Here is a 14,816-nt window from a genome sequence, read left to right on the forward strand (position 1 = left end):
TGCGGGACACACAGACTTGACCACCTGTGCGCCCCGCTTTTTGTTTTGCAAAGGGAGAGGCAGAACGTCGGCAGAGCTGTCTCTTGACACCCCGGGTGAGTGTACTATAATAATGTGTGTCGGAAAAACGAGAAAAGTTGTTTTTCTTCGGAACGATAAAATGGGAGGAAATGAATGAAAAAATTAGCGAGGGCCATCGTGAAGATGCGCAGGCTCATCCTCATCGTGGCGGTCCTGCTGCTCATCCCGGCGGCAGTGGGAGCCATCGCCACGCCCATCAACTATGACATCCTTTCTTACCTGCCTCAGGAGCTGGACTCCCGCGTGGGTCAGCTGCTGCTGGAAACGGATTACCATCTGGCGTCCACCAACATGATAACTGTGGAGGGGATGCCCACCAACGAGTTGCTGGCCATGAAGGCCGAGATCGACGAGGTGCCGGACGTGCTGAACACCTTCTGGCTCAGCGACGTGCTGGACCCGGCGGTGCCGACGGAGATGCTGCCGGCGGATGTCCAGCAGTTTATGTTCGGCAAGAACGACTCCACCATCCTCATCGTCCAGCTGGGCGGCTCCAGCGTCAGCGAAGAGACGATGCAGGCCGTGGCCCAAATCAAGAAGATACTCCGGAAGAATTGCTTCTTCGGCGGCATCAGCGTCATCCTGAGCGACACCAAAGAGCTGGTCATGGGCGAGATGCCCTGGTATGTGCTCTGCGCCGTGGGCGGTTGTCTGCTGGTGCTGTTCCTCTCGCTGGAAAGCTGGCTCACGCCGTTTTTGTTCATGCTGGGGCTGCTCTTCCCGCTGGTCTATAACTTTGGCACGAATATTTTCCTCGGTCAGGTCTGCTTTATCACCGCGTCGCTGGCGGCTGTTCTGCAGCTGGGCGTGACGATGGACTTCTCCATCTTCCTGCTCCACCGCTACGACGAGGAAAAGAAGCTCTGTGCCTCCAACGAAGAGGCCATGGAGAACGCCATCTGTAAGACCATGAGCTCCATCACGGCGTCCAGCCTGACGACCATCGCGGGCTTTCTGGCCCTCTGCGCCATGCAGCTGACGCTGGGCGCAGACCTCGGCATCGTCATGGCAAAGGGCGTGGCGCTGGGCGTCATCTGTACCATCGTTATCCTGCCCTCGCTCATTCTATTCTTCGATAAGTGGGTGGAAAAATACCGCCACCGCACCTTTATGCCCAAGCTCACCCACCTGAGCCATTTTGTCTCGAAGCACCCGATGCCCGTCGTGGTGGTGTTCATCCTGCTGATGATCCCCTTCGGGCTGGCCCAGAGCAAGACCGATATTTACTACAACATTTTTGCCGCTCTTCCGCAGGATATGCCCGGCATCGTGGGTACGAACAAGCTTGGCGAAGACTTCGGCATGATGACCAACCACTTCATCCTCGTGCGGGAGGAGCTGACTGCCTCTCAGGTGTCCACCCTCTGCGATGAGATAAAGGCGGTGGACGGCATCACGCAGGTGGTGAGCCTCGACTCCATCACCGGCCCGGGCTTTGAGACGGAACTTCTGCCCGACGAGCTGATGAACATCGTCCAGAACGGCGGTTACAAGCTCATCCTTGCCAATGGCCGTTATAAGTCGGGCAGCGACGCGCTGAACGCGCAGGTGGACGAGCTGGTCCGCCTCGTCAAGGAGGCAGACCCCGAGGGCCTCGTCACCGGCGAGGGTGCCATGATGAAAGACCTCGTGGAGATCGCCGACGAGGATTTCAAAAATGTCAACATCTGGTCCATCGCGGCGGTGCTGGTCATCATCGCGCTGTCCTTCCGCAGCCTGTCGGTGCCGGTGCTGCTGGTGGCCAGCATCGAAGCGGCCATTGCCATCAACATGGGCATCCCGTACTTTATCGACGACTCGCTGCCCTTCATCGCCAGCATCGTCATCGGCACCATCCAGCTGGGCGCGACGGTGGACTACTCCATCCTCATGACCACCCGCTACCGCGAAGAGCGGCTGGCCCTCCGCTCGCCCAAGGCGGCGGCACAGCAGGCCCTCGAGCACTGCAGCCAGAGCATCCTGACAAGCGGCCTGACCTTCTTCGCGGCCACTTTCGGCGTCGCGGCCATCAGCAAGGTGGAACTGCTGGAAAGTATCTGTATGCTCATCTCCCGCGGTGCGCTCATCAGTATGGTGGTTATCCTGCTGGTGCTGCCCGCCGGCCTGATGCTGCTGGACGGCCTCATCTGCCGCACCACCTACCACTGGCTCAACGCCCCCAACGCTGCAAAGGAGTGAATGCTATGAGAAAAACTCAGAATTTTCTGCGCCGCGCTGGCTCTGCGGCGCTTGCCCTGACCCTGACGGTCAGCCTCTGTCAGCCCGCCTTTGCGGCGACCAAGGCGCCCTTCTCGAAGGATGAGACGGTGTATGCCGTCATGGCAGCGGACGGCTCTGTCACCAAGACCACCGTCAGCGAGCATCTTTACAATGCCGACGGCCTCGCCGGTGTGGAGGACAGGACCACCCTGAAAAATATCGTGAACACCGAGAGCTTCGCCGAGTACACTCAGAACGGTGATACCCTCGTTTGGAATACCGACGACACCGATGTTTACTACAAGGGCGACACGGACCGTCAGCTGCCCATCTCTGCCAAAGTGACCTACACGCTGGACGGCAAGACCGCCCCGCTCAGCGAGCTTCTGGGCCAGAGCGGCCACCTCGTGCTCACCATCGACCTGACCAACAATGAGACCGGCAAGGTGACCGTGAACGGCAAAGAGCGCACCATCGTCACCCCGCTGGTCACGGCGGTGGGCGTCGTGCTGGGCGATGACGCCAGCAACGTCAACGCTGTGAACGGCCTGCTGGAAAGTGCGGCCAAGAGCAGCGTCGCGGCCTTCGTCACCCTGCCGGGCGTGAAAGATTCCCTCGACGGCCTGCTTCCCGAACAGGTGAACGGTGTGGCCGAGTACTTACAGGACAGCGTGACCGTGGAGGCCGATGTGGAGTCGCTGACGGCACCCCAGATTTTACTGGCCTGCGCGACGAGCGCCGAGGCACTGGGGCAGGGGGATGAGGTCTTCGACCTCGACAGCCTCAACGATTTGACCGACGGCATCGCGGCGCTGAATGATGCCATGAACCAGCTGCTGGACGGTGCGTCGCAGCTGAAAGTGGGTGCGGCACAGCTTGCCGCCGGTTCGCTGGCTCTGCTGGATGGGGTCAACCAGCTGGACAGCGGCCTCGGACAGCTGACGGAAGGGCTGGACACCCTGACGTCCAACAACGCCGCCCTGACTTCCGGCGCACAGCAGGTGGCCGACGGCGTGCTGGACTCCGCCAACCAGACCCTCATGGAGAACGGCCTCATCGACACCCCCATGACGTGGGATACGTATGAAGCCGTCATTGACGACATCCTCTCGCTGGGCGACAAGACGCTGGCGGCAGGTCGCAAAAAGATGGTGCGCACCATCTGGGAGCAGGCTCCGCAGTTCAAGGCCAGCCAGCTGGACATCGCACTCTACCTCGCGGCCACCAGGACCGACCACGACCTTGAGGCCGCTCTGCGCCTGATGCAGAGCTTTTCGCCCGATTTCATCATGGGCTGGCTGAAAAAACTCACCGACAGCGACGCCCAGCAGAAGATCCACGACGAGCTGGTCTATCAGACCGCCAACAGCGAGGATATGGCCAGCGTCCGCGCCCTGAAGGAAAATCTGGGCCAGATCCGGCTCTTCGTGTCCAGCGTCGGCCAGTACGCCGACGGCGTGGCTGCAGCCGCTGACGGCGCACACACCGCCAAGGACGGAAGCGCTCAGCTGGCCGGCGGCGCATCCGCCCTGTATGACGGTGTGCTCCAGCTCCAGAACGGCACCGACCAGCTCAGCGGCGGCCTCGTGCAGTTCAATGAGGAGGGCATTTCTCAGCTCACCGGTGCGCTGGACGCCGACCAGCTCCACGCCCTGCAGACCGTGGTGGAAGAGATGACCAGCCGCCTCGCCGACTACACCAGCTTTGCCGGTGTACCCGAGGGTGCGTCCAGCCGGGTGAAGTTCCTCTACAAGACCGCCGAGACGCCCACCGAAACGGCTCCGGTGGAGACGACGGCAGACAACGCTTCGGAGGGCAATTTCTTCCTCCGCCTGTGGCACCGCCTGCTGGCCCTGTTCGGGCTGCAAGAATAAAAGAATATAAAATGAAAACCGCCCGGACGCTCATCGTCCGGGCGGTTTTCTGCAAAGCAGAGGATGGAGGTTTTGAGAATGAGAAAATAGCTTAGTCGTTATACTCGAGGTAGGCGCCCTTCATGGGGCTGGCGGCGTGCTCACTGAACAGCCGCAGTGTGCCGCGCTTGTAACGGCGGGGCTTCGGCTTCCATGCAGCGCGGCGCTGAGCCAGCACGGCGTCGATCTCTTCGGGGGACTTGCGCTCCCCCTTGATGCCGATGATGTTCAGCTTGCGGGCGGGGATGTCGATTTCGATGAGGTCGCCCTCTTCCACCAGAGCGATGGGGCCGCCGGTCTGGGCCTCAGGGCTGCAGTGGCCGATGACGGGGCCGGTGGATGCACCGGAGAAGCGGCCATCCGTGATGAGGGCGATGCTGCGGCCCAGCTCCTTGTCCGAGCTGATGGCCTCGCTGGTGTAGAACATCTCCGGCATGCCGCTGCCCTGAGGGCCTTCGTAGCGGATGAAGACGGCGTCGCCCTTTTCCACCTTGTGGTGGAGCACGGCGTCCAGACACTCTTCTTCGCTGTCGAAGGGGCGAGCGCGGAGCACAGCCTGGAACATCTCCTTAGGGCAGGCGGTGTGTTTGATGACCGCGCCCTCCGGGGCAAGGTTGCCCTTCAGGATGGCGATGCTGCCGTCGGTGCCGATGGGGTCGGAAGCCGGGCGGATGATGTCGGCGCGGGTCAGCTTGATGCCGCAGCGGGCATTCGCCTCGTCCAGCAGTTGCTGGCAGTGCTCGTAGAAGCCGTTCGCCTTCAGCTCGTCCAGATTCTCGCCCAGCGTCTTGCCGGTGATGGTCATGGCGTCGAGATGGAGCACATCCCGGATCTCCTCCATGATGGCAGGCACGCCGCCGGCATAGTAGAAGAACTCTGCGGGCCAGCGGCCGGCCGGGCGGATGTCCAGCAGGTACTTTGCGCCGCGGTGGAGACGGTCAAAGGTGTCGCCGTCGATGGAGATGCCAAATTCATGGGCGATAGCAGGCAGATGGAGCAGGGCGTTAGTGGAGCCGGAGATGGCCGCGTGGACCATGATAGCGTTCTCGAAACTGTCCATCGTCACGACGTCGCTAGGGCGCAGGCCCTGTTTGGCGAGGACGACGGCCTGATAGCCGGCCCGGCGGGCGTACTCCACCAGGTCGGGGCTGGTGGCCGGCAGCAGGGCGCTGCCCGGCAGGGCCAGACCCAGAGCCTCAGCCATGATCTGCATGGTGGAGGCGGTGCCGATGAAGCTGCAGGCACCGCAGCTGGGGGCAGGCGTTCTGCTTGGCCCAGTTGAGCTTTGCTTCGTCGATCTCGCCGCGCTCATACTTTGCGCTGTACATACCCAGCTGCTCCAGCGTCAGCAGCTCCGGGCCTGCGTGCATGGTGCCGCCGGTGACCACCACCGAGGGGATGTTCACCCGGGCCAGCCCCATGAGGTTCGCGGGCATACCCTTGTCGCAGCTGGAAATATAGACGCCGCCGTCAAAAGGGGTCGCGTTGGCGTGGATCTCGATCATATTGGCGATCATCTCGCGGCTGGCGAGGCTGAAGTTGATGCCGTCGGTACCCTGACTCTCGCCGTCGCAGATGTCGGTGGCAAAGTACCGGGCGCCGTGGCCGCCGGCCTCGGCTGCGCCCTTGCAGGCGGCGTTGACCAGCTTGTCCAGATGGCCGCTGCCGGGGTGGCTGTCGCCAAAGGTGCTTTCTACGATGATCTGAGGCTTGGAAAGTTCATCCGGCGTCCAGCCGGTACCCAGACGGAGCGGGTCCAGCTCGGGAGCCAGCTTGCGCATTTTTTGACTAGTGAGTTCCATAACAAATCCCTGTATCTTCCATGATATTTGGTGTGTGCGAATGATATTTTAGACGAGGCCGACTGCGTGGATGATGACCAGCACGATGAAGGCCACGATGCCGCCGAGGGCGTTGGTGGTGGTGAAGTACTTCAGGCCCTGCTTGGTGTCAAAGCCGTACAGGGAGGTGAAGATCCAGAAGCCGCTGTTGTTGACGTGCCAGCCGACCATGGAGCCGGCGCCGATGGCCAGAGTGGTCAGGACGGGGTCGAGGCCCAGAACGGTCATCAGGCCGCCCATCAGACCTGCAGCAGTCATGGCGGCGGTGGTCATGGAACCGCAGACGGTCATGAGGATGGCTGCCATGATAAAGGGCACCAGAACGGCGGGGAAGCTGCTCTCGGCGATCATGCCGCCGATGGTGGCGATGGCTTCGTTCTCGCGGAGGATGCCGCCCATGGCACCGCCCATAGCGGTGATGAGCAGAGCGCCGATGGCGATCTGGAGGGCGCGGCCCACCCAGTTGTTCATGACGATCTCAAACCAGGAGCTCTTCTCGGTCAGCTTGCAGCCGGTGCCGTCAGCATTGGCTTTCTTGACGACCTTGTCCTTGCGGCCGCAGATCAGGCAGCCGACAGCAATGATGCCCATGAACAGAGCCAGAACGGTGTTGCCGAAGGTGTTGAAGAAGTTGTAGGCGGCAGAGCCTTCTGCGGTGAACAGCTTGCCGATGGAGCCGATGGCGATCATCACGGCAGGCAGAAGCAGGGGCAGGAAGGAAGCGCCGGCGCTGGGGGTGTTGTCCTCCTTGATGAGCAGGGCGTTTACATCGTTGGTGTCTTCCACAGCCTCGATGCCCTCGGTGTACTGGGGCAGGGGAGCGACGTACTCGCCCTTGGCGTAGACAGGACGCAGGCCGAGGTAGCAGACAACGAAGGAGATGACGGAGCAGATGAGGCCGATGATAATGACAGTGCCGATGTCAGCGCCCAGCAGGATGGAGACAGCCAGGATGCCGGGGGTGGGAGGCACCAGACCGTGGGTCAGAGTCAGGCCGAGGTTAACGAAGGGAGCGACCTGCTGCATACCCAGCTTCTTGCGCTTGGCAAGTATGGCGGAGATGGGGGCGTTCAGGATGATGGCGATGTCGCCGAAGACGGGGATGCTCATGATGAAGCCGGTCAGGGACGGTGCCAGCTCAAGGCACTTGCCCTTGAACTTCTTGATGAAGAAGTTGACCATGCTGGTGGCAGCGCCGGTGTCATTGATGCCCGATGCAATGACTGCACCAAAAATAATCATAACACCAATGGAGCCTAAGGTCGAGCCGAAGTATTTGGTAATGGCAGCAAAGGTGTCTACAAGGGTCTTGCCGGAGGCTAGACCGCAGAAGGTGGCGGTAAGGAACAGCACCATAACCGGGTGCATCTTGAATTTCAGTGTCAGAACGGTCAGGATGATGATCGCGATGATCAGCATGATCACAAAATGTAGAGGTGACATAATGTACTCCTTTTAAGCTTACAGGCACTGGTTCTTTTCCAGTGCGGCATAGGTCGTACGATAGGCGTTCTCGATGACCCACTCAGGGGTCTTGGCCCAGTATTCGGGGCGGAAGGTCTCTACCGAGACCATGCCGTCGTAGCCGCAGCATTTCAGGGTCTGCAAAAAGCTGTCGGTGTCCACGACGCCGGTGCCGGCAAAGCAGCGCTTGTCCTGCCCCATCTCGCTTTCGGGGACGTCGTCGGCGCTCATCAGGTGGACGGCAAAGATCTTTTCGGGCTGCACGTTTTTGATGGCGCTGAAATCGTTGCAGTGACCGTTGAGGTGGATGTTGTAGGAATCGAACACGAAGCCTGCGTTGTCCTCGTCCACGGCCCGCACAATGCGGTCGGCGGCCTCGATGCTGCGCACACAGCTCTTGCGCAGGCCAACCAGCTCGAAGCAGAGCTTCATGCCGTAGGGCCGGGCCAGCGCCGAGAGCTTTTTCAGGATGCGGATGCACTCCTGCTCTGCAGCGGCTACATCACCGGTGAACACCCCGCTGGGGTCGAGGGGCGGCACGATGATGACGTAGCCGCTGCCGATGGCGCTGCCCACCTCACAGGCCAGCTTGAAGTCCTGCATGGCGGGGTCATCCCAGTCGGGCGTTTCGTCCGGCAGCATCCCCTGATGCAGATAGACGGCGTTGATGGCGTGGGGCTTGAGCCGATGCGTTTCGAAAAATTCCTTGAGCTGCTCTACCGTGTGCTCCTTGAGCCAGCCCCGGAGCAGATCAAGTCGTATTTCGATGTAATCGAAGCCGGCTTTCTCACAGAGGGCGAGATCCTTTTCCAGAGTAGAGCAGTCGCGGGCGCAGGCTTCATTATAAGAGGTCTTCATAAGCAGCAGCACTCCTTTTTGCCCATCTCAGCGGATGGGGAATTTGATGACGGAGTTGGTCTGGGTGCTGCGGTAGATGGCCTCGAACAGCTCCACGGTCTTGCGGCCGTCGCGGGCGTCCACCAAGGGCTTAGTGTGGGTCTCCACGGCGTGGAGGAAGTCCTTGATCTGCTCCTGATGGTAGTAGTACATGGAGTCCACGCTGTTGAAGAAGTCGCAGTCGCCCTTCTTCCAGTCCTCCAGCTTGTCGGCCTCGCCCTCAACAGTCCACAGGTCGTTGTAGGGCGGCTCGGTGATGGTGGACATGCCGGCGATGAACATTGCGCCGCCGTCGGTCTGGACGCCCACGCCTGCACCGTTCTCGCCGAAGACGTGTACCTTGCCGTAGAGGGCGGGGTTCTGGCTGTTGCTGACCACGATGTTGCCCACGGCGCCGCTCTTGAATTTGACGACGGCCACGGCGGTATCTTCCACTTCGATATAGGGGTGGTTCAGATTCTTCCAGACGCCGTATACTTCATCGACGTCGCCCATGTACCACAGCAGCAGGTCGAGCTGATGGGGTGCCTGGTTGACCAGAACGCCGCCGCCTTCGCCCTTCCAGGTGCCGCGCCATGCGTCGCTGTCGTAGTAGGCCTTATCACGCCAGCCCAGCATGGTGACCATGCCCAGCACCGGCTTGCCGATCTTGCCGGCCTCGATGGCCTCGTGGATGCGCATACAGGGGCGGTAGAAGCGGCGCTGCACCATCGTGCCGATGGTGACGTGGTTCTTGTCGCCTGCCTCGATGATGCGGTCGCAGTCAGCGAGGCTGGAAGCCAGAGGCTTCTCGATGAGGACGTTGCAGCCGTTCTCCGCTGCGGTCACAGCGGGGTCGCAGTGGATGGGGTGCGGGGTGCAGACGCTGACGACGTTCAGATGTTCTTTCTGGATCATCTCCGCAATGTCCGAGTAGGCGTGGACATTGTATCGCTCTGCGAAGGCTTTTGCACGCTCCAGATTGGCGTCACACACGGCAGTGAACTCGCTGTTCTCCAGCTGGGCGTATGCCTTTGCATGGAAATCGCCGACCTTTCCGCAGCCGATGATACCGGTTTTCAACTTCATTGTTCTCTCCCTTTCTTGATGCTCTGAACAGGAAAATTGTCGCACGACTTTTTCTGGCTTCATGATACCACTTCCGGATTTTCACAGCAAGTTGTTTCCGGAAGCTTCTACTTTTCCCACATTATGCGATTTTTTGATTGTGCATTTTGCTCAAAAATGAAGGAAAATTTCGTCGTGTGAACGAATTGAATCGAAAATGTAAACTTTTTTGCAAAATCAGTCAGACAACTTTTGCCGCGAAACAGCAGCCTGAAAATCAAAAAAGAGGTGCCGTAGCACCTCTTTGCAGTGTCATTGTTCCTGATTTTCCAGCTCCCGATTCCGTGCATCGTAGATCTCTTTGATGGCGGCCCGGTTATAGGAAATGTGCATCGTCATGGCGCTGCGCGCCCCTACGGGGTCGTGCTCGGCGATGGATTTTGTGATGGCGCGGTGGGTGATGATGGTCTCCTGCCGCAGGCGGCGGTGGGTCAGGTTCACGAACATCAGCACCGCCGTCTCGATGATGGAGATGATCTGCTCCACCACCTTGTTCTTGCTGCACCGGGCGATGTAGGTGTGGAAATCGATGTCGTCCTGGATGTAATAGAGGTCATGCTCTATCTTATATTCCACAGCGTCGCACAGGTCTTTCAGATGTTCGATCTCTTCGTCGGTGGCGTTGTAGGCTGCCAGCTCGGCGATGCCCGGCTCCAGGATGAGGCGCAGGTCCACCAGATTCATGGCCAGTGTGACCTTATCTTCTACGTTGCGCAGATTCAAAGGGTCGAGGTCAGTGGGGACGAGGTCTTTTACATAGGTGCCGGAGCCGCGCCGCGTCTCGAGGACGTTCCGGGAGACCAGGAGCTTTACGGCTTCCCGCACTGTGCTGCGGCCTACCCCGAACATCTCCGCCAGCTTGAATTCGTTGGGCAGTTTGTCGCCTGCCTTCAGGGGCAGCTTTGTGATGTACTCGTACAGCTGCTCTTCCACCTGCTCGGCCAGCAGGGTGTTCTTGATACCAGAAAACGATGCCATATCTTTTTCCTCTTTTATTTTACACGAACCAGCGACCCGACCACTTCACAATGTGCGCTGTGGGGGAACATATCCACCGGCGTGAAGCCCTCGGCGCGGTAGCCTTTCTGGGTCAGGAGAGCGAGGTCGCGGGCCATCGTCTCGGGGTTGCAGCTGACGTAGACCACCCGCTTCGGGGCCATGCGGGCCACGCTCTCGATGAAGGCGGGCGTCGAACCCTCCCGGGGCGGGTCCATGAAGACGACGTCGGCCTTCTGGCCCGCGTCGGCGGCTTCCCGTATCCATGCGGTGGCGTCAGCGGCAAAGAAGCGGGCGTTTTTTACGCCGTTGTGCTTCGCGTTGCCGATGGCGTCCCGGACGGCGTCCCGGTTCACTTCCACGCCCACCACCTGCCGGGCCTTGTCAGAGGCCGTCAGGCCGATGGTGCCGATGCCGCAGTAGGCGTCGAGGACGACTTCTTTGCCGGTGAGGTGGGCGGCATCGACGGCCAGCCCGTAGAGCACGGCGGTCTGGACGGGGTTCACCTGATAGAAGCTGCGGGGGCTGAGGGCGTAGGTCTTGCCGCAGAGGGTGTCGAGGATGAAGCCCTTGCCGTAGAGGACTTTTTCGTCCTCGCCCAAAACGACGCTGGTGCGGCGGGGATTGTAGTTCTGTACGACGGTGGTGACGGGGACGCCCCGCTTTTCGGCCTCGGCCAGCAGGGCTTTCACGAAGTTCTTTGCGCCGGGCAGCACGGGCTGGGCCGTGACCAGCACCACCATCACCTGACCGGTGGCGACGCCCCGGCGGAGCAGGCAGTGGCGGAGCAGGCCGGTGCCTTTGTCCTCGTTGAAGGGCTGGTAGCGGCAGGCGTTGGCGGCGGCGCGGACGGCCAGCATCACCTTGTCCAGTACCTCGTCCTGCAAAAGGCAGCTCTCCACCGGCAGCACCTTGTGGGTGCGAGCCGCGTAGATGCCGGAGGTGAGTTTTCCACCGGCAGCGGGGGCAAAGGTGGAAATCACTTTATTGCGGTAGTGGTAGGGCGTTTCCATCCCCCGGATGGGGGAGACGGGGCCGTATTTGCCCAGCAGGGCGCGGACGTCGGCCTCTTTCTTTTTGAGCTGTGCGGCGTATTCGGTGGCCAGCATCGGGCAGCCGCCGCAGTTTTTGGCGCGAAGTTTGCAATCCATTATCATATCCTCCTGAAACCAGACCGCAGGGTCTATTGCCTTACGGATGGCAGTGCATTTTTATCCAGTACGAGTTGAGCGGCCTGACAAGGGCTCCCCTAACAGGGAAGCCGGCGAGCGCGGCAAGACTGAGAGGTTTAACCGTACGGGTCATACAGGTCATATTCTTCCGATTCTGCGTGCTTTTCGTTCAGCACAGCGATGGCCTGTTCCAGCTCGCTCTGGGAGCAGCCGCTCTCGCTCACCAGCGCCCGCACAGCCTGTGCGAGGTCGCCGCCAAAGACGGTGTCCAGACGCTGGCGCATGGTGTAGACGCCGTAGGCCCGGCGGGTGACGGTGGGGGCGTAGAGGTTGTGGTTCTGCTCTTTGGTGCAGGTGACCCAGCCCTTCTCTTCCAGCCGGTATAAAAAGTTCAGCACAGTGGCGGCGGCCCAGCCTTTTTCGGCCAGACGCGCACCGATGTCCCGCCGCGACACGGGCGGTTTGCAGTCCCACAGGGCCAGAAGCACCTGTTCCTCCGCCGCCGAAAGGGCTTTCAGCCTGTCCGGAATGCCATACATGGGGGCGATCTCTCCTTTATGAGTAAAAAAACTTGATTTTACATTTGTCTTAGATGCTGCGATTATACCAAAAATCAGGAAAAAGGACAAAAGCAGAAAACCCAGCAGCCATGCGGTTATCCACTAGCTATTTTACAAATGTCTCTGAAAATGTCCTCTGCACGAGGACGTTTGTGCGCTTCGTGCGCCCGCCCGGGCTTTGACGGCTCAACTTTGTGCAAAGATGCTCTTGTTTTGCACCCCTCAAAACCATTATACTACGGACAAATCCAGAGCACAACGCCCGAACGGGCCGTCAGATAGAGGAAAAGGAGAGAATCCGTCATGGCACGAGTTTATAATTTCAGCGCAGGTCCCAGCATGTTGCCCGAAAAGGTGCTCAAGCAGGCTCAGGCAGAGCTGCTCGAATACGGCGGCAGCGGCCAGAGCGTGATGGAGATGAGCCACCGCAGCAAGTGGTTCGACGCCATCATCACCGACACCGAAGCCACCCTGCGCCGGGTGATGAACATTCCCGATCATTATAAGGTCGGCTTCTTCCAGGGCGGCGCGACCCAGCAGTTCGCCATGGTGCCGCTGAACTTCATGACCACCGGCAAGGCCGACTACATCGTCACCGGCAACTTCTCCAACCTGGCCGCAAAGGAAGCTGCAAAGTTCGGCGAGGCCAAAATCGTCGCGTCCAGCAAGGATAAGAACTTCACCTACATCCCGGACGTAAACGCCATCGACTACGACAAGGATGCAAGCTACATCCACATCTGCCAGAACAACACCATCTTCGGCACCCAGTATGTCGAGGTGCCTCAGGTGGAGGGTGTGCCGCTGGTGGCGGATATGAGCTCCATGATCCTCTCCAAGCCCGTGGACGTCACCAAGTACGGCTGCATCTACTTCGGCGTCCAGAAGAACGTCGCCCCCGCCGGTATGGCCATCGCCATCGTCCGGGACGACCTGCTGGGTCACGCCGCCGACAATGTACCCACCATGATGAACTACACCACCCTGCTGGCCAAGGACAGTATGTACAATACGCCGCCCTGCTGGTGCATCTACATGACCGGTCTGGTGCTCAAGTATCTGGAAAACGACATCGGCGGTCTTGCCAATATGCAGAAGATCAACGAGGCCAAGGCTAAAGTCCTGTACGACTACCTCGATGGTCAGGACTTCTTCAACAATCCCGTGGAGCACCGCTACCGCAGCACCATGAACGTCACCTTCACCAGCCCTGACCCTGACCTCGACAAGAAGTTCTGCGCCGAGGCCGCAGACGCCGGTTTCGTCAACCTGAAGGGCCACCGCCTCGTGGGCGGTATGCGCGCCTCCATCTACAACGCAATGCCAGCCGAGGGCATCGACAAGCTGGTAGACTTCATGGAGAAGTTCCGCAAAGAGAATGCATGAGTTTTTGTGTATAGGAGATAGGAAAGTATGTTCACCATCAAAACCCTGAACGCCATCAGCCCGGTGGGTCTGGCAAAGCTGAACAAAAACCTGTTCGATGTCTCGGTGGACACCGACGCCCCTGATGGCATCCTTGTCCGCAGCGCCGACCTGCTGAACACCACCTTCGATGACAACCTGCTGGCCATTGCCCGCGCCGGTGCCGGTGTCAACAATATTCCTCTCGACCGGTGCAGTGAGCAGGGCATCGTGGTGTTCAACACGCCCGGTGCAAACGCCAACGCTGTGGCGGAACTGGTCATCGGTATGCTCATCGCAGGCAGCCGCAATGTGGCTGCTGCCGCCCAGTGGACTCAGGGTCTTGCCGGCGACCCCGCCATGGCAAAGAGCGTGGAGAAGGGCAAAAAGCAGTTCGTGGGCAACGAGATCAAGGGCAAGACCCTCGGCGTCATCGGCCTGGGTGCCATCGGTTCCCGCGTTGCCAACTGCGCCATCGAGCTGGGCATGGAAGTCTACGGCTATGACCCCTATATCTCCATTGATGCTGCGTGGAACCTGAGCAGTCAGGTCCACCACTGCGTCAACCTGAATGATATGCTGCCCCTCTGCGACTACATCACCATCCATGTGCCGTATCTGCCCACCACCAAGGACACCATCAATGCCCAGACGCTGGCCCTCTGCAAGGACGGTGTCAAGCTGCTGAACTACGCCCGCGGTGAGCTGGTGAACACCGACGCCCTGCTGGAAGCCCTTGACACCGGCAAAGTGTCCGGCTATATGACCGACTTCCCCACGGAAGCTCTGCTGGGCCGTCCGGGCGTCATCTGCACGCCTCATCTGGGCGCTTCTACCCCGGAGGCCGAGGACAACTGCGCGGTCATGGCCGCCCAGGAGCTCAACGACTACCTCAAGAACGGCAACATCACCCACTCGGTGAACATGCCCGAGGTGCATCAGCCCCGCGCCGGCGGCAAGCGCATCTGCATCATCCACAAGAACGAGCCGGGCATGATCAGCCAGATCACCGCCCTGACCACGGAGGCGGGCCTGAACATCGAGAACATGGTGAACAAGAGCAAGAAGAACATGGCCTACACCATGCTGGACGCCACCGGTGCCGTGAATGATACACTGGCCGCGAAGCTCTCGGCCATCCCCGCCGTCGTCCGGGTGCGCATCCTGTGATGCTGCGATAAA

General features: G+C 60.1%; 10 protein-coding genes and 1 pseudogene. 4 read left to right on the forward strand and 7 right to left on the reverse strand.

Annotated features, from left to right (window positions below; all coding sequences use genetic code 11):
- Positions 1–174 precede the first annotated feature (174 nt).
- Together J3349_RS07075 and J3349_RS07080 are read left to right on the forward strand one after the other, a co-directional pair.
- On the forward strand, positions 175–2,259 hold the full coding sequence (locus J3349_RS07075) for an MMPL family transporter (protein WP_207676904.1): 2,085 nt from the start codon (positions 175–177) through the stop codon (positions 2,257–2,259).
- Positions 2,260–2,264: 5 nt separating this feature from the next.
- Positions 2,265–4,154, forward strand: coding sequence for a hypothetical protein (locus J3349_RS07080; protein WP_207676905.1), 1,890 nt, complete (start codon positions 2,265–2,267; stop codon positions 4,152–4,154).
- 91 nt (positions 4,155–4,245) lie between these two features.
- Here J3349_RS07080 and ilvD read toward each other — a convergent pair.
- The 7 genes and pseudogenes from ilvD to J3349_RS07115 form a co-directional block, all read right to left on the reverse strand.
- Positions 4,246–5,995: pseudogene (gene ilvD, locus J3349_RS07085) on the reverse strand (dihydroxy-acid dehydratase).
- A gap of 48 nt (positions 5,996–6,043) precedes the next feature.
- Positions 6,044–7,453, reverse strand: a complete 1,410-nt coding sequence (locus tag J3349_RS07090) for an SLC13 family permease (protein WP_207676906.1) — start codon at positions 7,451–7,453, stop codon at positions 6,044–6,046.
- A 42-nt stretch (positions 7,454–7,495) separates the two neighbouring features.
- Positions 7,496–8,356 carry a sugar phosphate isomerase/epimerase family protein gene (locus J3349_RS07095; protein WP_207676907.1) on the reverse strand — a complete coding sequence of 287 codons (861 nt, stop codon included), beginning with the start codon at positions 8,354–8,356 and terminating at the stop codon, positions 7,496–7,498.
- Positions 8,357–8,383: 27 nt separating this feature from the next.
- The gene (locus tag J3349_RS07100) at positions 8,384–9,463 is read right to left on the reverse strand and encodes a Gfo/Idh/MocA family oxidoreductase (RefSeq protein ID WP_207676908.1); all 1,080 of its coding nucleotides are present in this window, start codon (positions 9,461–9,463) and stop codon (positions 8,384–8,386) included.
- Between the two features lie 291 nt (positions 9,464–9,754).
- Positions 9,755–10,480: a FadR/GntR family transcriptional regulator gene (locus J3349_RS07105; protein ID WP_158396241.1), complete on the reverse strand. Its 726-nt coding sequence runs from the start codon at positions 10,478–10,480 to the stop codon at positions 9,755–9,757.
- A gap of 14 nt (positions 10,481–10,494) precedes the next feature.
- The gene (gene rlmD / locus J3349_RS07110; protein ID WP_207676909.1) at positions 10,495–11,649 is read right to left on the reverse strand and encodes a 23S rRNA (uracil(1939)-C(5))-methyltransferase RlmD; all 1,155 of its coding nucleotides are present in this window, start codon (positions 11,647–11,649) and stop codon (positions 10,495–10,497) included.
- 137 nt (positions 11,650–11,786) lie between these two features.
- Positions 11,787–12,209: a BlaI/MecI/CopY family transcriptional regulator gene (locus J3349_RS07115; RefSeq protein ID WP_207676910.1), complete on the reverse strand. Its 423-nt coding sequence runs from the start codon at positions 12,207–12,209 to the stop codon at positions 11,787–11,789.
- 324 nt (positions 12,210–12,533) lie between these two features.
- Here J3349_RS07115 and serC point away from each other — a divergent pair, with 324 nt between their 5' ends.
- Both serC and J3349_RS07125 read left to right on the forward strand, forming a co-directional pair.
- Positions 12,534–13,616 carry a 3-phosphoserine/phosphohydroxythreonine transaminase gene (gene serC, locus J3349_RS07120; RefSeq protein ID WP_158400180.1) on the forward strand — a complete coding sequence of 361 codons (1,083 nt, stop codon included), beginning with the start codon at positions 12,534–12,536 and terminating at the stop codon, positions 13,614–13,616.
- 27 nt (positions 13,617–13,643) lie between these two features.
- Positions 13,644–14,804 (forward strand): phosphoglycerate dehydrogenase, encoded by a 1,161-nt coding sequence (locus J3349_RS07125; RefSeq protein ID WP_207676911.1) that lies wholly within the window; start codon positions 13,644–13,646, stop codon positions 14,802–14,804.
- Positions 14,805–14,816 lie beyond the last annotated feature (12 nt).

It is taken from the genome of Faecalibacterium sp. Marseille-P9590, from assembly GCF_017377665.1.
Lineage (GTDB): Bacteria > Bacillota > Clostridia > Oscillospirales > Ruminococcaceae > Faecalibacterium.

What these genes read in the sequence shown, in the direction of transcription:
- J3349_RS07100 (WP_207676908.1), bottom strand. Translation starts at nt 9,463, where the DNA reads ATGAAGTTGAAAACCGGTATCATCGGCTGCGGAAAGGTCGGCGATTTC.
- J3349_RS07075 (WP_207676904.1), top strand. Translation starts at nt 175, where the DNA reads ATGAAAAAATTAGCGAGGGCCATCGTGAAGATGCGCAGGCTCATCCTC.
- J3349_RS07115 (WP_207676910.1), bottom strand. Translation starts at nt 12,209, where the DNA reads ATGTATGGCATTCCGGACAGGCTGAAAGCCCTTTCGGCGGCGGAGGAA.
- J3349_RS07080 (WP_207676905.1), top strand. Translation starts at nt 2,265, where the DNA reads ATGAGAAAAACTCAGAATTTTCTGCGCCGCGCTGGCTCTGCGGCGCTT.
- serC (WP_158400180.1), top strand. Translation starts at nt 12,534, where the DNA reads ATGGCACGAGTTTATAATTTCAGCGCAGGTCCCAGCATGTTGCCCGAA.
- J3349_RS07090 (WP_207676906.1), bottom strand. Translation starts at nt 7,453, where the DNA reads ATGCTGATCATCGCGATCATCATCCTGACCGTTCTGACACTGAAATTC.
- J3349_RS07125 (WP_207676911.1), top strand. Translation starts at nt 13,644, where the DNA reads ATGTTCACCATCAAAACCCTGAACGCCATCAGCCCGGTGGGTCTGGCA.
- rlmD (WP_207676909.1), bottom strand. Translation starts at nt 11,649, where the DNA reads ATGGATTGCAAACTTCGCGCCAAAAACTGCGGCGGCTGCCCGATGCTG.
- J3349_RS07095 (WP_207676907.1), bottom strand. Translation starts at nt 8,356, where the DNA reads ATGAAGACCTCTTATAATGAAGCCTGCGCCCGCGACTGCTCTACTCTG.
- J3349_RS07105 (WP_158396241.1), bottom strand. Translation starts at nt 10,480, where the DNA reads ATGGCATCGTTTTCTGGTATCAAGAACACCCTGCTGGCCGAGCAGGTG.